This window comes from Streptomyces sp. ALI-76-A (assembly GCF_030287445.1).
GTDB lineage: Bacteria > Actinomycetota > Actinomycetes > Streptomycetales > Streptomycetaceae > Streptomyces.
The window spans coordinates 798,791-814,621 of sequence record NZ_JASVWB010000002.1; the positions used below are offsets into that span (position 1 = coordinate 798,791).

General features: G+C 73.6%; 14 protein-coding genes and 2 pseudogenes. 8 read left to right on the top strand and 8 right to left on the bottom strand.

All coding sequences use genetic code 11. The features are described from left to right. The first annotated feature begins 95 nt into the window (after window positions 1-95). Window positions 96-1,123, top strand: a pseudogene (locus QQS16_RS04335) (LLM class flavin-dependent oxidoreductase). A 1-nt stretch (window position 1,124) separates the two neighbouring features. Here QQS16_RS04335 and QQS16_RS04340 read toward each other — a convergent pair. After that, window positions 1,125-2,099 carry a TauD/TfdA dioxygenase family protein gene (locus tag QQS16_RS04340; RefSeq protein ID WP_286060277.1) on the bottom strand — a complete coding sequence of 325 codons (975 nt, stop codon included), beginning with the start codon at window positions 2,097-2,099 and terminating at the stop codon, window positions 1,125-1,127. 143 nt (window positions 2,100-2,242) lie between these two features. Between QQS16_RS04340 and QQS16_RS04345 the strand changes: the two genes are divergently transcribed. Next, complete coding sequence (locus QQS16_RS04345; protein ID WP_286060278.1) at window positions 2,243-3,073, top strand: aldo/keto reductase; 831 nt, start codon at window positions 2,243-2,245, stop codon at window positions 3,071-3,073. An 89-nt stretch (window positions 3,074-3,162) separates the two neighbouring features. On the opposite strand, the gene QQS16_RS04350 is transcribed toward QQS16_RS04345, so the two are convergent. The 5 genes from QQS16_RS04350 to QQS16_RS04375 all read right to left on the bottom strand — a co-directional run bounded on the left by QQS16_RS04350 (window position 3,163) and on the right by QQS16_RS04375 (window position 8,442). Further along, the gene (locus QQS16_RS04350; protein WP_286060279.1) at window positions 3,163-5,511 is read right to left on the bottom strand and encodes a SpoIIE family protein phosphatase; all 2,349 of its coding nucleotides are present in this window, start codon (window positions 5,509-5,511) and stop codon (window positions 3,163-3,165) included. A 63-nt stretch (window positions 5,512-5,574) separates the two neighbouring features. Further along, window positions 5,575-6,042, bottom strand: coding sequence for a peroxiredoxin (locus QQS16_RS04355; protein WP_286060280.1), 468 nt, complete (start codon window positions 6,040-6,042; stop codon window positions 5,575-5,577). After that, window positions 6,039-6,419 (bottom strand): DoxX family protein, encoded by a 381-nt coding sequence (locus tag QQS16_RS04360; RefSeq protein ID WP_286060281.1) that lies wholly within the window; start codon window positions 6,417-6,419, stop codon window positions 6,039-6,041. The genes QQS16_RS04355 and QQS16_RS04360 overlap by 4 nt, the downstream gene beginning before the upstream one ends. Before the next feature lie 735 nt (window positions 6,420-7,154). Further along, window positions 7,155-7,673 carry a MarR family winged helix-turn-helix transcriptional regulator gene (locus tag QQS16_RS04370; RefSeq protein ID WP_286060282.1) on the bottom strand — a complete coding sequence of 173 codons (519 nt, stop codon included), beginning with the start codon at window positions 7,671-7,673 and terminating at the stop codon, window positions 7,155-7,157. A gap of 79 nt (window positions 7,674-7,752) precedes the next feature. Beyond that, entirely contained in the window at window positions 7,753-8,442 is a 690-nt protein-coding gene (locus QQS16_RS04375; protein WP_502963887.1) for a TetR/AcrR family transcriptional regulator, read from the bottom strand. Between QQS16_RS04375 and QQS16_RS04380 the strand changes: the two genes are divergently transcribed. The 4 genes and pseudogenes from QQS16_RS04380 to hemC all read left to right on the top strand — a co-directional run bounded on the left by QQS16_RS04380 (window position 8,380) and on the right by hemC (window position 12,437). Further along, window positions 8,380-9,360: an ATP-dependent DNA ligase gene (locus QQS16_RS04380; RefSeq protein ID WP_286060283.1), complete on the top strand. Its 981-nt coding sequence runs from the start codon at window positions 8,380-8,382 to the stop codon at window positions 9,358-9,360. The two genes, QQS16_RS04375 and QQS16_RS04380, sit on opposite strands and share 63 nt — an antisense overlap. Window positions 9,361-9,522: 162 nt before the next feature. Further along, the gene (locus QQS16_RS04385; RefSeq protein WP_286060284.1) at window positions 9,523-10,299 is read left to right on the top strand and encodes an NPP1 family protein; all 777 of its coding nucleotides are present in this window, start codon (window positions 9,523-9,525) and stop codon (window positions 10,297-10,299) included. 101 nt (window positions 10,300-10,400) lie between these two features. After that, a pseudogene (locus QQS16_RS04390) lies at window positions 10,401-11,452 on the top strand (questin oxidase family protein). Between the two features lie 49 nt (window positions 11,453-11,501). Beyond that, complete coding sequence (hemC, locus tag QQS16_RS04395) at window positions 11,502-12,437, top strand: hydroxymethylbilane synthase (protein WP_286060285.1); 936 nt, start codon at window positions 11,502-11,504, stop codon at window positions 12,435-12,437. 16 nt (window positions 12,438-12,453) lie between these two features. On the opposite strand, the gene QQS16_RS04400 is transcribed toward hemC, so the two are convergent. After that, window positions 12,454-12,972 (bottom strand): hypothetical protein, encoded by a 519-nt coding sequence (locus tag QQS16_RS04400; protein WP_286060286.1) that lies wholly within the window; start codon window positions 12,970-12,972, stop codon window positions 12,454-12,456. Between the two features lie 702 nt (window positions 12,973-13,674). On the opposite strand from QQS16_RS04400, the gene QQS16_RS04405 reads away from it, so the two are divergent. Then, on the top strand, window positions 13,675-14,466 hold the full coding sequence (locus QQS16_RS04405) for a SigB/SigF/SigG family RNA polymerase sigma factor (protein ID WP_286060287.1): 792 nt from the start codon (window positions 13,675-13,677) through the stop codon (window positions 14,464-14,466). 60 nt (window positions 14,467-14,526) lie between these two features. On the opposite strand, the gene QQS16_RS04410 is transcribed toward QQS16_RS04405, so the two are convergent. After that, on the bottom strand, window positions 14,527-14,859 hold the full coding sequence (locus QQS16_RS04410) for an ANTAR domain-containing protein (protein WP_286060288.1): 333 nt from the start codon (window positions 14,857-14,859) through the stop codon (window positions 14,527-14,529). A 167-nt stretch (window positions 14,860-15,026) separates the two neighbouring features. Here QQS16_RS04410 and QQS16_RS04415 point away from each other — a divergent pair, with 167 nt between their 5' ends. Further along, window positions 15,027-15,830 carry a VOC family protein gene (locus tag QQS16_RS04415; RefSeq protein WP_286060289.1) on the top strand — a complete coding sequence of 268 codons (804 nt, stop codon included), beginning with the start codon at window positions 15,027-15,029 and terminating at the stop codon, window positions 15,828-15,830. Window position 15,831 lies beyond the last annotated feature (1 nt).

Genomic DNA, 15,831 nt, shown 5'->3' on the forward strand with positions numbered 1-15,831 from the left:
ACCTCACCATCCCGCTGACCTGACCGGAGGCGTTCGGCCGCCTCCTGCCAGAATCCAGACGGAACACCCGTAGCGTCCGACCGCTGGAGCAGCCCGTGCCGCCCACCTCACGCCCGTTGCGCAAGCTGGGCTTCCTGACCATCGGCCTGTTCGACGAGGCGGATCCACGGCGGGGCCACGAGTCCACGCTGGAGATCATCGAGCTGGGCGAGCGGCTGGGCTTCGACAGCGCGTGGCTGCGCCACCGCCATCTCCAGTACGGCATCTCCTCCCCCGTCGCGGTCCTCGCGGCGGCCTCGCAGCGCACCAGCCGGATCGAACTCGGCACCGCGGTGATCCCGCTGGGCTGGGAGAACCCGTTGCGGCTGGCGGAGGACCTGGCGACCGTCGACCTGCTGTCCGGCGGCCGGCTCAACCCGGGCGTGAGCGTGGGCCCGCCGATGCGCTACGACGAGGTCAGGGGCGCGCTGTACCCGGACACCGCCGACGCCGAGGACTTCGGCTACGAGCGGGTGCGGCGGCTGCTTGACTTCGTGCGCGGGGAACCCGCCACCGACTTCAGCGGCGTGGAGGGGTTCGAGGTGTTCTCGGACCGTGTGCAGCCGCACTCCCCCGGGCTGGGCCGGCGCGTCTGGTACGGCGGCGGCAGCCTGGGCTCAGCGAGGTGGGCCGGCGAGCACGGGATGAACCTGCTGGTCAGCAGCGTCGTCAAGGCGGAAGGGGCCGAGGCGGCACCGGACTTCGCCGGGATCCAGCTCTCCCACATCCGCGCCTTCCGCGCCGCCCACCCCGACGGCGACGACGCCCGCGTCTCCCAGGGCCTGGTCGTGATCCCCACCGACTCGGCCACACCCGGGCAACGGGCGAAGTACGAGGAGTACGCGGCCGCACGCACCCCTCGTACCGCGTCACCGCAGGGCCCCGCCCGGCTGCTGTTCGCGCCCGACATCGTCGGCCGCTCGGACGAGATGCCGAGCGGCTGCACGCGCACGCCGCGTTCCGCGAGGTGGACGAGGTGGCGTTCGCGCTGCCGTTCAGCTTCGGCCACGAGGACTACGTGCAGATCCTCACCGACATGGCGACGAGGCTCGGCCCCGCGCTCGGCTGGCGGCCGGGCGCCTGAGTCACCAGCGTCCGGGCTCGGTCCCGACGATCGGCTCCGACGGCTCGCCGTCCACGCCGACCGGTACGTCACCGGCGAGCATCACCCGGTGCATGGTCCGGGGGAAGCCGAGGTGGGCGTTGTCACCGGGGGCGAGGTGGATGGTGGCCCGGTTGTCCCAGAAGGCCACGCTGCCCGGCTCCCAGCGGAAGCGGACCGTGTACTCGGGCCGGGTCGCCTGCTCCAGCAGCATCTCCAGGATCGCGGTGCTCTCGGCCCGCGAGAGACCGGCGAGCTGCTCGACGTAGTAGCCGTTGACGTACAGGATCCGTTCGCCCGTCTCCGGGTGGACGCGCACCAGCGGGTGCAGCGAGGCGACCTGATGGTCCAGCAGGTGCCGGACGTACGCGTCGTCGCCGGGCCGTGACTGGTAGCCGACGCCCAGCCGGTGCTCGGCCCTGAGCCCGTCCACGAACGCCCGTACCGGGGCGGAGAGTCCGGCGTACGCGGCCGCCAGGTTCGACCAGGTGGTGTCACCGCCGTACGGCGGCACGGTCTCGGCGCGCAGGATCGTCGCGGCCGGCGGGTCGACGCGGGCGCCGTGGTCGCAGTGCCAGCCGCGCAGCAGGGTGTGCCGCCGGCGCCGCAGCCATTCGTCGTGTTCCATGCCGAAACCGCCGCCCAGCTCCAGGCGGTCGGCGGTGGTCTCGATCTCGGGGACGTCCCGCGGGGAGGCGCTGCCGCGCCGGCGCGGCACCACGGGTTCGCCGAACCGGCGCGCGAACGCCACGTGCCCGGCGTGGTCGAGCCGCTGTCCCCGGAAGAACACCACCTTCCACCGCAGCACCGCCGCCCGGATCGCGGCGACCACGGCGTCGTCCAGGTCGCCGGCCAGGTCGACGCCGCCGATCTCGGCGCCGATGTGTCCGGCGACCGGGCGCACCTCGATGCCCGTGCCCTCGTCCGCGTGGTCCGCCGTGGCCCTGTCCGTCGTCATACGCGCTCCGACCCTCCGTCCGTACCGACCCGTGCGGGCCGGTTCCCCGAAGATCGTGGCAGTGTTGGCCGTACGTGGCGACAGGGCCTGACGGGTCCTGTCGGTGAGCTGGATGTACGGCACAGTCGAGGGAAGGTCCCGCAGTGATCAGTATTCCGACGTACGCGCTCAACGACGGGACGAAGATCCCCGCTCTCGGTCTGGGCACCTGGCCGATGGACGACACGGAGGCGGAGCGGGCGGTGGGCGCCGCCCTGCGGACCGGCTACCGCCTGATCGACACGGCGACGAACTACCGCAACGAGGCGGGTGTCGGCCGTGGCGTGGCCGGCGGTGGAGTGCCCCGCGAGGAGATCGTGGTCACGACCAAGCTCCCCGGCCGGCACCACGGTTACGAGGAGACCCTGGCCTCGTTCGAGGAGTCCCGCGCCCGTCTCGGCCTCGACTACGTGGACCTGTACCTGATCCACTGGCCGCTCCCCCGCGTCGACAAGTACGTCGACTCCTGGAAGGCCATGATCAGGCTGCGCGAGGAGGGTCTCGTCCGCTCGATCGGCGTCTCCAACTTCACGCCCGCGCACATCGAGCGGCTGGAGAAGGAGACCGGGGTCCTGCCCTCCGTCAACCAGATCGAGCTGCACCCCTTCTTCCCGCAGGACGAGCTGCGCGCCTTCCACGCGGACAAGGGCGTCCTGACCGAGAGCTGGAGCCCGCTGGGCCGGGGCACGGCCCTGCTGGAGGACGCCGCCGTCGCCGCCGTCGCCGAGGCCCACGGGGTGACACCCGGCCAGGTCGTCCTGCGCTGGCACGTCCAGCTCGGCGCGCTCCCCATCCCCAAGTCGGGGGATCCCGCGCGGCAGCGCCAGAACCTCGACGTGTTCGGCTTCGAGCTGGACCCCGCCCAGATGCGGACGGTCACGGACCGCGCCCACCGGCGGATCGGCGGCGATCCGGAGACGCACGAGGAGTTCTGAGCGCGGCGCCCCTTGACCGCTCCGGCGTCGGAGGCCCGCGTGGGGCGGCGGACGCCCGCGATCAGACCTCCCGCGTCGGCCGTCCGCCCTCAGAGGTCAGGCGTCAGCGACTGCTCCGCCCAGATCGTCTTGCCGCTGCCGGTCTGCCGGCTGCCCCAGCGCTGGGTGAGCTGGGCGACCAGGAGCAGACCACGGCCGCCCTCGTCGAAGGCGTGCGCCCGGCGCAGGTGCGGTGAGGTGGAACTGCCGTCGGAGACCTCGCAGATGAGGGTCTGGTCGCGGATCAGCCGCAGCTGGATGGGCGGTTCGCCGTACCGGATGGCGTTGGTGACCAGCTCGCTGACGACGAGTTCGGTGACGAAGGCGGCCTCGTCCAGTCCCCACGCGGTCAGTTGCTCGGTGGCGGCCTGCCGGGTGACGGCCACGTGCGCGGGGTCCGGGGTGACGTCCCAGGTGGCGACGCGGTCCGCGCCCAGCGCCCGGGTGCGGGCCAGCAGCAGGGCCACGTCGTCGCTGGGCTCCTCCGGCAGGACGGCCTTGAGCACGGTGTCGCACAGGGCGTCGAGGGTACCGACGTGGGCGGTCAGGGCGCGGCACAGTTCGTCGGTGGCGTGGTCGACGTCGCGGTCGCGGTCCTCGACGAGGCCGTCCGTGTACAGGGCGACGACGGCGCCCTCGGGCAGCTCCAGATCGGTCGCCTCGAAGGGCAGGCCGCCGACGCCGAGCGGAGGGCCCGCGGCCAGCGGGACCAGCCGGGCCGTGCCGTCGGGCAGCAGCAGGGCGGGCGGCGGGTGGCCTGCGGAGGCCAGCGTCAGGCGGCGGGAGACCGGATCGTAGACGGCGTAGAGGCAGGTGGCGCCCAGTTCGGCGACCTCGTCCTCGCTGTCGCCGCTGTCGTCGCCCGCCAGGTGGGTGACCAGGTCGTCGAGGTGGGTGAGGAGTTCGTCCGGCGGCAGGTCCACGTCGGCGAGGGTGCGCACGGCCGTGCACAGGCGGCCCATGGTCGCCGACGAGGGGATGCCGTGTCCGACGACGTCGCCGACGACCAGGGCCACCCGGCTGCCGGAGAGCGGGATGACGTCGAACCAGTCGCCGCCGATGCCGGCCAGCGACCCGGACGGCAGATAGCGGTGCGCGACCTCGACCGCGGCCTGTCCGGGCAGCCCCCGGGGCAGCAGGGTGTGCTGGAGCGCCAGGGCGGTGGTGCGTTCGCGGGCGAAGCGGCGGGCGTTGTCCACGCACACCGCGGCCCGGCTGGCGAGCTCCTCGGCCAGGACGACGTCGTCGTCGCCGTAGTCGTCCGGGTGGGCGATGCGGACGGCGACCGCCACGCCCAGGGTGGTGCCGCGGGCCCGCAGCGGCACCGCGAGCATCGAGTGGACGCCCCTGCGGTGGGAGCGGCCCTCGGGGGCCCGCGCGTTGCGCTCGGCGACCCAGCGCATGAAGTCCGGCTCGCCGGCCTGGCCGAGGACCGCCCGGCCCGCCCGCAGCGCCCGCGCCGGCGGCGAGTACCCGGGGTAGACCTCCGCCTCGCCCAGGCGTACGGCGGCCTCCGGGGTGCCCTCGGTGGCGGAGCCGTGGGCCACGCGGCGCAGGAGGACCTGCCCGTCCAGCGCCGTCGGCGGTTCGTCCGCCCCGAGGACCCAGTCCAGCAGGTCGACGCTGGCGAAGTCGGCGTACCCGGGGACGAGGAGTTCGACGAGTTCCTCGGCGGTGCGCACCACGTCCAGGGTGGTGCCGATGCCGGCCGCCGCCTCGTTGAGCAGGGCCAGCCGTTGCCGGGCCCAGTACTGCTCGGTGCTGTCGAGCGCCGCCAGGGCGGTCCCGGTCACCTTCCCGGAGGCGTCCCGTACGGGCCACATCTCGATGCTCCAGGCGTGCTCCCGGTTGAGGGAGGGGGCGCCGGTGAAGCTCTCGTAGCGGACCGGCCGGCCGGACTCGGCGACCTGGCGCAGGTTACTGAGGAAGCCCCGGCTGTGCTCGGCGTCCTCCACGGTCTCCGGGAAGGGTCTGCCGAGCAGGGCCTCCTCCGGCACGCCCATCACCCGGCAGGCCGTTTCGTTGAGGCGCGCATAGCGCTGCCGGGTGTCGAAGACCGACATCGACACGGATGCCTGCTCGAACGCGAGTCCGGCCAGGCTCGTCTCCCGGTCGGCGGGCTGCTCCGTGATCACGTAGCCGTTCGGCACGCCGTCCGCGCCGAGCAGGGGGTGCGCCCGCAGGACGAGCGGGACGGCGCTGCCGTCCCGGTGCCGCAGGACGACGGTGCCCGCCAGCTCCGCCACAGCCCGGTCCGGCGGGTCCTCGGCGAGCAGTTCCCGCGCCGGTCGTCCCACGACCTCCTCGGCCGTGCGGCCGGTCAGCGACCGGGCACCCTCGCTCCACCCCGTCACGATGCCCTGGGCATCCGTGGTCGCCGCAGCGGAGACATGCTCCATACCATCCAGAATGGTCCTTTTGTCACATCGCATCAAGCGCGGTGCGGCAACCGGGGCCGCGCGTCACGTCCGGTGGGCGCGCAGCGCGTCGAGGGCGCGGTCGGCGTGGGTGTTCATCCGCAGTTCGCTGCGGACGACCCCCAGGACCGTCCGGTCCTCGCCTATCACGAACGTGGCGCGCCTGGTGGGCGCGAGCGAGAAGCCCCGTCTGACGCCGAACCGCTCCCGGACCGTCCCGTCCACGTCGGACAGCAGGGGCATGCCGAGGCGGTGCTGTCCCGCGAACTCCCGCTGGCGTTCGACGGGGTCCCCGCTGATGCCGACGGGCCGGGCGCCGACGGCGGCGAACTCGGCGGCCAGGTCGCGGAAGTGGCAGGCCTCCGCCGTGCAGCCGGCGGTCAGGGCCGCGGGGTAGAAGAACAGCACGACGGGTCCGTCGGCGAGCAGTGCGGCCAGGCTGCGGGGCGTGCCGGTCTCGTCCGGCAGCGTGAAGTCCTCGGCCTTGGCGCCCACCTCCATGCGCGCGGTCATGACCGGCCCTCCGCGTTCGCGGCGACGCCGCGCGCCCACAGGACGAGGGGGACCTGGAGGGGCAGCCGCGCGAAGGCCGCGGTCTTCAGCGGTGCGGGGCGGTGGCGCCAGTCCAGGGCCATCTTGACGTTGCCGGGGAACACCCCGACGAAGAACGCGGCCGTGGCCAGCGCGGCCGTCCGCCGGGTGCGCGGCAGGGCCACGCCCGCGGCCAGCGCCAGTTCCGCCACCCCGCTCGCGTATGTCCACGCCCGGGGCGTGCCCGGCAGGGCGCTCGGGACGAGCGCGTCGTACGGACGTGGGGCGGCGAAGTGGGTGACACCCGCGGCGGCCAGCAGACCGGCGAGCAGCAGGGGCGAGCGTTCGGACCGGGACACGGTTCCTCCTCAGACGGCCTGCCGCGCGACATTACTGGACGGTAGAACGCCGTCGGCGGCCGGGGCCACCTCCGCCGGGGGCGGCGGTCGTACGCGCCCGGCGTACGGCCGAAGGCACGGCGGAGGACCTCGATCGAGGCGCTCGCGCTCCTGCGACTGTCCGGTGCCGTGGTCTGCCGCTCGGTCGTCTTCGTCCGTCTGAGCCCTTTCGTCCCGCTGTACGTCCGAGCGCATCGACGGCGGGGACGACCGCGCCGTACGGGCTCACCGCCGGAGGCACGGCGGGCACCGGGGCCGAGGGCGGCTCGATGACCGGAAGCGGCGCCCGAGCGTCGTGCCGTGGTCGTACACGCTGAGCGTGCTCGCCGTCGCGGGGGGTGCTGGTGCCCGGACCAGCCGTCTGCCCGTGCGTCGCGCTCACCTCGGCGGGTCTGTACGCCCCCTTCCCGCTCCAGGTCTCCCTCCGGGCAGGACTTCCTGCCCCGGTGTGCGGGCACCGCGAGCGGTGTGCCGCCGGGCCTGGCGGTGAGCGCGGGCGGTCTCGCCGCGCCCGCGCAGGGGGCGCCGGCCGACGTCACGCCGCTGCGGACCGCACCGGTGCCGCTCGCGGTCTGCCCGCGGTGGGCCGGCTCCTGCCGTGCGGGCCGCGGGGAGCGCCCCGCCCGGGGAGGGGCGCTGGTCGGCCGGCCGGCTCGCCGACACCCCGGCGCGGCACCGAGGTGAGGAGGCCCTGGATCAGGCGGTGCCGGCCGGCGCCACCGGCTCCGGCTCGCTCTCGTCGTCGATGGCGTGGGACAGGAAGTCGTCGACCATGCGGTGGAAGAGCGTGGCGAGCTGGCGCAGTTCCTCGGGCGACCAGTCGGCCAGGGCCAGCTGCATCCCGCGGGCGCCCGCCTCCCGGACCCGGGCGATCGCCTGCCGGCCGGTGTCGGTGAGCTGGATGCGCTGGGCGCGGCGGTCGTCGGGGTCGGGGACCCTCGTGACGTATCCGGACTTCTGCAGTTGCTGCACGGTCCGCGTGACGTGGGAGGCCTCCACGCCCAGCCGGGTGGCCAGCTCGCCCGGGCGCAGGGGCCCGGAGTCGGCGACCTGGCGCAGCAGTGCCACGGCGGCCCGGTCGAGCGGCACACCGGCCAGCGCCATCAGCCGTTCGTGCTGCCGGGCGCGCGTGCTCAGGTACGTGATGCGGGTGAGCGCCCGCTCGATCTCGGTGACTTCCGAGGAGGGGGTGTCGGGGAGCGGCTGTGTGGGCATGCCGAACACTTTACCATCTTGTTGCGTAACTCAAGTAATCTGCTGATCGCGCGGAAGCCGCGCCCCTTTGTCTGCCGACTCAAGTAAATTCGGGCGCCTCGGTGGCGGGTGCCAGCCACATGCCGACGACCGCGTCCACCAGCCCGGTCGCGGCCTCGTGCCAGCTGGAGCGGGGCGTGGGAGTGCTCTCCGCGAGCGCGCGCTCCCGCTCCGCGCAGACGTGCACGATCAGATGGCGGGCCATGTCACCGCGCTCGGCCCGCACCTCGGCGGGCAGTTCGGGCAGGCACCGCCGCAGCCCCTCGACGATCTGCCGCAGGGACGGCGAGGACAGGGACTCCTCCGCCATCACCCGCCGCAGCGCCGGATCGGTCATCACCTGCGCGCAGAACCGCGCGTACCAGGTGGGGCTGTCCAGCGCCGCGAGGTGCTCGGGCACCGGACGGACCAGGCAGTCCACCCAGTCGCGCACATCGGTGGAGTCGCCGACGCCGGCCAGCAGCCGGGCGCGGATCTCCTCGATCCGGGCCGCGTGCTTGCGGATGATCGCCCGCACGAGGTCGGTCTTGGTGCCGAAGTGGTAGCCGACCGCGGCGTTGTTGCACGGCGGCGTACCGTCCCCGCCCGGGGGCCGAGGACGGCGCCGTTCAGGCGAACCCGGCGGCCGACGCGCGTGGCGACGGGCACGCGCGTCGACAACTGATCCGTGAGCCTCCCGCTGATCCCGCCCATGCTCGCCACGCCCGGCACCCTGCCGCCCGTCGCGCAGGACGCGCAGTGGGCGTACGAGACGAAGCAGGACGGCCAACGGGTGGTGGTCTATCTCGCCGGCGACGGCGGCGTGGTCCTGCGCGCCCGCTCCGGGGAGGTCGTGACCGTCGCCTACCCCGAGCTGCTGCCGCTCGGCCGCGCCCTCGGCGCCACCCCCGCCGTGCTGGACGGGGAGGTGCTGGCGCTGGACGAGGAGGGGCGTGCCGACTTCCAGCTCCTACAGTCCCGCATGGGCCTGGTGCAGGCGCCCGGCAGGGCGGCGCGCAGGGCCGCGGAGCTCCCCGTCCACCTCGTCCTGTTCGACGTGCTGCACCTGGACGGACGCTCCCTGGTCGCCCTGCCCTACACCCGGCGGCGCACCCGCCTGGAGGCGCTGGACCTGTCCGGCCCCCACTGGTCGACCCCGTCCGCCCTGGTCGGTCACGGCGAGCAGGCCCTGCGGGCCACCCGTGAGCACGGGCTGGAGGGCCTGGTCTGCAAGCGGCTCGACTCCGCCTACGAACCCGGGGTGCGCTCCCGCGCCTGGATCAAGATCCGGAACATGCGCAGCGAGGACGTCGTCGTGGGTGGCTGGCTGCCCGGCAAGGGGCGGCTGACGGGCCTGCCGGGTGCCGTGCTGGTCGGTCAGCGCGCCGCGGGACGCCTGCGCTACGTCGGCGGGGTGGGCACCGGCTGGAGCGAGGCCGAGCGGGAGCGGCTCGCCGCGCTGCTGCGGGCCGCCGCGACGGACGTGTGCCCCTTCGACCCCGTTCCGCCGGTCGCGGGCGCGCACTGGGTGCTGCCCCGGCTGGTCGGCGAGGTTCGCTACAGCACCCGCACCCGGGCCGGGATGCTGCGCCAGCCGTCCTGGCTGCGGCTGCGGCCGGACCTCGCGCCCGAGGAGTCGGCGGCCGACCTGCCGAACGACCTGGCCTGACCTGATTCGGCCTGATCCGACCCCTCGCACCGTGCGCACTGTTGGGGCTGTCGTCACCGGAGAGACACCCGCGACCTCTTGGCGCGGACATGAAAAGTCGAGAAGCTGATCTCCCTTGCCCCCCACAGCCGTTGGGCTGCGCCTTACCAAGAGGAGGACGCAGTGTCGTCACCGTCGTTCAAGGCACACCGCAGGAGATGGCTCACCGGCCTGGCCGGCGCCGCCGCCCTCGTCGTCGCCTTCCCCACCGCCGCCTTCGCCGCCCCGCCGCAGGCACTGCCCGCCAACGCCGAAGCCGCCGAGCGCACTTACCTGCCGGCCTTCGACTACGACACGGACGGGTGCTACCCCACTCCGGCGATCGGGGCGGACGGCACCGTCAACGGCGGTCTCAACCCGACCGGTGCCCTCAACGGCAACTGCCGCGACGCCTCCGACCTCGACAACACCAACAGCTACGCGCGCTCCAAGTGCAACAACGGCTGGTGCGCCTACATGTACAGCCTGTACTTCGAGAAGGACCAGGCCGTCGCGGGCAGCAGCATCGGCGGACACCGCCACGACTGGGAACACGTCGTGGTCTGGGTGCAGAACGACCAGGTCCGGTACGTCTCCACGTCCAACCACGGCTCGTTCACGGTGACCGCGGCGTCCGGCATCCGCTTCGACGGCACGCACGCCAAGGTCGTCTACCACAAGGACGGCATCAGCACGCACTGCTTCCGGCCGGCGGGCTCCAACGACGAGCCGCCGGAGAACCACAAGGGCGCCTGGCAGTACCCGCCGCTGGTCGGCTGGAACGGCTACCCGGCGGGCCTGCGCGACAAGTTGAGCGCGTACAACTTCGGCAGCGCCAACTTCGGCCTGAAGGACGGCAGCTTCAACGGCAACCTCGCGTCGGCGAAGCCGTCCGGGATCGCCTTCGACCCCAACGCCTGACCCGGCGACGGGATCGGGCGCGAGACGTAGGACCCAGGAACCAGGGGTCCGCGTCCCGAGCCCGATCCCGGCCCGCCCGTGCGCGGCATAGCGTCCGGCACATGGACACGAGCGACACGAGTGACATGGCCGGCACGAGAGGCATGGGCGGCACCGACGGCCGCCTCGAAGAGGCCCTGGAACGCCTGCACGCTTCAGGACCGGAGCGGCTGGGCCGGCTCAGCAACCACGCCCCCATGGTCGTCGAGGCGCTCGCCGCGCACGGACACGCCGGCGCCGTACACCGCTGGCTGGACCGCTACCGGGACCGGCTGGAGGACCTCCCCGCCCCGGTCGCCCCCGTCACCGACGACAACTGGCCCCAGCGCTGGGCGATCCGCGCCGGGCCGCCGACTGGATCGGCCACTTCTCCCGCGCGCTCGCCGCCCACCCCTGGCGGGACGTCCTCGCCCTGTGGTGGCCACGCCTGCTGCCCGGCATGTACGGCGGCTCCACCCACCCGGTCATCCGGGTCGGCCACGCCGTACGCGCCCTCGAAGCCGCACAGAACGCGCCCCGGCTCGCCGAACTCGCGCACGGCCTGGGCTACTGGGCGGCCCGGCACCACCCCGTGTCCGGGATCGCCCTGGTGCCCGGCGCGCCCTCCGCCGCCCGGTCCCTGGACGCCGCGCCCGCGATCGAACCGGCCCGGGGCGGCTTCCCGGACCGGCTCGCCGCCGTGCGCCGCCTGCCGATGTGGGCGGACGACGTCACCGACCCGGACACCGCTCGGGCACGGCTCGCCGAACTCGTCCGCGCCGCCACCCATCGCTACGCCACCCACGGCCACGGCGAGGAGACCATGCTGGTGCACGCCGCGACGGCCCCCAACGCCGTTCTGCGGGCCCTGAACGCGCTGCCCCGGGAGCTGTGGGTGCCGAGCCTGCGGGCCGCCTGGACCGCGTCGGCGGCGGTCACCGCGATGTACGCGCCCGTGCGACCGGTCCCGTACGCACCGCCCGCCCGGCTGACGGCCGGAGAGGTCCTGGAGCGCGCCCTCGCCCATGGCGACGAGCACGTCATCAAGCTCACCGACACGGCCCTGGACGTCGGCGACGAACGGGCGCTCGCCGCCGCGCTGCGTTCCATGGAACTCGGCGTGCCCCTGTCCTGAGGCACCCGAACCGCACGGACGCACCGCCCGGAGGGACTATCGTGTCCGCATGTCCGTGCCCGAACTGGTCCGTATCGTCTCCCGCGACTCACCGATGGCCCTCGCCCAAGTGGAGCGCGTCCGCGCCGAGTTGGCCGCCCTGTATCCCGGCACGCGCACCGCGGTCGTACCGGTGAAGACCACCGGCGACAAGTGGATGGGCGATCTGTCCCAGGTGGAGGGCAAGGGGGCGTTCACCAAGGAGGTGGACGCCGCGCTGCTGGCCGGCGAGGCCGATCTCGCGGTGCACTGCGTCAAGGACGTGCCCGCCGACCGGCCGCTGCCCGCTTGCACGACGTTCGCCGCGTTCCTGAAGCGGGACGACATCCGCGACGCCCTCGTCCACCCGGACGGCCTCACCCTGGACGAACTCCCGGCCGGCACCCGGATCGGCACCTCCTCGGTGCGCCGGGTCGCCCAACTGGCCGCCGCTTACCCGCACCTGGAGTGCGTGCCGTTCCGCGGCAACGCCAACCGGCGGCTGGAGAAGCTCGCCGCCGGTGAGGCGGACGCGCTGCTGCTCGCGGTGTCCGGCCTGGAACGCATCGACCGACGGGACGTGATCAGCGAGGTCCTGTCCCCCGAGACGATGATGCCGCCGATCGGCGCGGGCATCCTCGCGCTGCAGTGCCGCGAGGGCGACAGCGGGGTCATCGACGCGGTCAGCGCGCTCGGTGACCCGGACACCCATCGGGAGGCCACCGCGGAGCGCATGTTCCTGCACGTCCTCCAGGGACACTGCAACAGCCCGATCGCCGGGTACGCGCGCGTGGACCGCGCGGGCGAACTGTCCCTGCGGGCCTGCGTGTTCACCCCGGACGGCAAGACCCGGCTGAACGCCCACGAGTGGGCGGGCCGCCTGGACCCGGCGACGCTCGGCACGTCGGTCGCCGTGGCCCTGCTGCGGCAGGGCGCCCGCGAGATCATCGACGGCATCCCGCACTGAGCGGCGGCGGTCCGCGTCAGGCGGTGCCCTCCTCGGCCTGGTCCCGGAGGAAGTTGCTCACCTGGCAGGCGAGGCCGTCCCCCCGCGCCGCTCCGGTGCCGACGGCCCCCTCCTGCAGTCCGATGCCGCCCGCCCACAGCCGGCGGTCGGCCCACTCCTCGTCGACGCGCAGCTGGATCTGCACGTCCACCTGGCTCAGGGACGCCTCCGGACCGGCCGCGTACAGCACGACGGTCGCCCGGCGCAGCGGGTAGACGTCGAAGCCCTCGATGAACTGCGAGTTGCGCCAGTCGATGAACGCGCTCTCCCCGTCGGGGCCGATCCGCACGTCGATCTGACCGTCCTCCAGATGGATGCCGAAGTGCCGGCTGCCACGGTTCTCGACGGTGACGCGGAGCCGGAAGTACGTGAGGCCTTCGGCGGCGTCGTCCCGTCCGCGCGGCGGCTCGGCCGCTTCCAGACGGTGGACGCGGACCCGTAGACCGGCATGCTCGTCGTACTCCTGCCAGTCCCCGACCACGTTCGGCTCGTACACAGTCCACCTCTCGACCTCGGAGAGCTGCTTCCTATCTGTGTGCTCAGTGCACTGTCAAATGAGCGGAATGCGCTGTGGCCAGCGAATTCATCCCCTTGATCGGTGATCAAGCCGTGCGCAGGAAGAATCCGCCGACCGGGCGGACGACCCGGTTTCCGCGCGTGCCGCACATCACTTTCCGGCCGGGTCGACGGGCCGGCCGGCCCAGGAGGGAGGAAGCGGCCGCGATGCGGGCACGACGGCACGGGCGACACCGCGAGATCGAGCGCCGGAACGGGCGGGGCACCCGGAAGCGGACCGCGCAGGGCGTCGGCCTGGTAGCCGAGCGGGTCCGCCCCGCTGACGGCCGGAGCCGGCCCGGCATGACGGACAGCGCTTGCGGGGCGTCCGAGCCGAGGACCGGCGACACGGCGATCACCTGGCCGAAAAGCGTGAGCCGGTGGGACCGAGGCCCGTCAGCAGGCACGCGGCCCGCTCGCCGACCGGGTGCGCTCACTCTCCCGGAGCACACGGTCGCGCACCGTCACCATGCCCACGGGACGGTTTCGGGACCAGGCAAGTCGGGAATGTGCGCTTATGTGCTTCGGAGAGGAGGCACGTCCGTGGGAGCCGGCCCGCCGGGCCCCGGGTGTCTCCGTGAGGTCCGTGCCCGTGCTCCCCCGGTGTCTGTCCATCCAGCACCTGCTGAGGGAGGCGCGCAGCATGCCTGTCACTGGCAGAACGAAGCCGCACCCGCACGACGACGCCCCCGACACCGCCGCGGCCTTCGCCCGGCTCACGGCGCTGCCCGACGGTCCACAGCGCAAGGCGCTGCGCGACGAACTGGTCGAGCTCTGGCTGCCCATGGCCGAGCGGATCGCCGTCCGCTTCCGGGGGCGCGGCGAGAACCTCGAGGATCTCTACCAGGTGGCCGCCCTCGGGCTGGTCAAGGCCGTCGACCACTACGACCCGGCCCGGGGCTGCGCCTTCGAGGCGTACGCCGTGCCGACCATCACCGGCGAGATCAAGCGGCACTTCCGCGACCACATGTGGACGCTGCACGTACCGCGCCGCGTCCAGGACCTGCGCAACCGGGTCCGGCAGGCCGGCAAGGAGCTGGCGCAGACCACTGCCGGACGGGCGCCGACGGTGGCGGAGATCGCCGCGTACGCGCACATGACCGAGAGTGAGGCGCGCACCGGCATGGAGGCGCTGGAGTGCTTCTCCGCGCTGTCCCTGGAGGCCGAGATGCCCGGCACCGACGGGTACGCGCTCGGGGACGCGCTCGGCGGTCCGGATCCGGCCTTCGACGTCGTCGTCGACCGCGTGGCCGTCCGGCCGTGCCTGGAGGCGCTGCCGGAGCGTGAGCGGACCATCCTCTACCTGCGCTTCTTCCGCGGCATGACCCAGAGCTGCATCGCGGAGCAGCTCGGCATCTCGCAGATGCACGTCTCCCGGCTGCTCAGCGGCTGCTTCGACCGGCTGCGGGAGGAGATTCTCGCCGAGACGCGCTGAACCGCAGCCCGCTGAACCGCAGCCCACTGAGCCGCGACCTGCCGAGCCGCACGGCCGGCGTCACTGTGGCGGCGCTCCCGGGATCTGCGTGGGGCCGTGGCGGTCGAGGGCGTCCTCCAGCTCCGCGCGGATCTCCGGGGGCATGTCTCCGGCGCGCCCCCAGATGAGGATCAGCTCCGCGACATTGCGGAGCTTGATGTTGGTGTGCTGGGAGACGTCCTTGAGGACCTGCCACCCCTGGTCCGGGGACACTCTGCCGAGCGCGACGACCATGCCGATGGCCTGGTCCACGACGGCGTGCGAGGCGACGGCCTCCTTGAGCTGGTCGACTTCCGCCTGCAGCTCGACGATGCGGTCCGACTCGTCGGCGGGCTCGTGCGGTACGCGTGACACGTCTCCATCCTGACACCCGGCGGGCCCCGCGCCACCGGGCCGGGGCGGACGGGCCGCCGTTTCGGCACCACCACCGGGGTACTCGGCAGGCGCCCCGGGCGGTTCCGGTCGGACACTGGGACGAGACCCCGTGGTCCCCCGGCCGACGAGAGCAGGACACGACTGTCATGAACCACGACGTGAGGCCCCCCAGCGCCACGAAGGACGTCATGTCCACGCACTCCGTGTTCGGCGCTCCCTGCTGGGTCAGTCTGACCAGCCGCGACGTGGAGGCGACCGAGAGGTTCTACTCCGCCGTGCTGGGCTGGCAGTGGCGGCCGGCGAAGCTCGGCGACCGCTTCCGCATGGCGCTGGCGGAGGGGACACCCGTCGCCGGGATCGCCGCGGTGGCGAACATGTGGCAGATGGCGGTCGCCTGGACGCCGTACTTCGCCGTGTCCAGCGCGGACGAGGCGGCGGCACGGGCGCAGGAGCGCGGCGGTACGGCGGCGGTCGGCCCGCTGTCCTTCCCGCCCGGGCGGGCGGCCCTGCTGGCCGACCGGGACGGCGCGACCTTCGGCATCTGGGAGGGCGACCTCGTCGCCGACTGGGAGGCCTGGCGGGAGGCGCAGCCCGCGTTCATCCGGCTGCACACCCGCGACGCCTTCGACGCCGCCATCTTCTACGGCGAGGTCCTCGAGTGGGCGTCGGAGCGGCCCGGCTGCTGCGAGGTCCACTACGAGGGCGGCGAGGTCGTGCTGCGCAGCCGCGGGAACATCGTGGCCCGGATCGAGTCCGGGGCGCTGGGTTCGGCGCCCGATCCGGCGATCCGGCCGCACTGGCAGGTCCACTTCGCCGTCGCGGACGTGTCGGCCTGTACGCGGGCCGCCGAGGTGCACGGCGGCAGCGTGCTGTCCAAGGGCAGCGACGAGGCCGTGCTGCGCGACCTGGACGGCGCGCAGTTCACGGTGACCTCGCGCCGCGAGCGCTGAC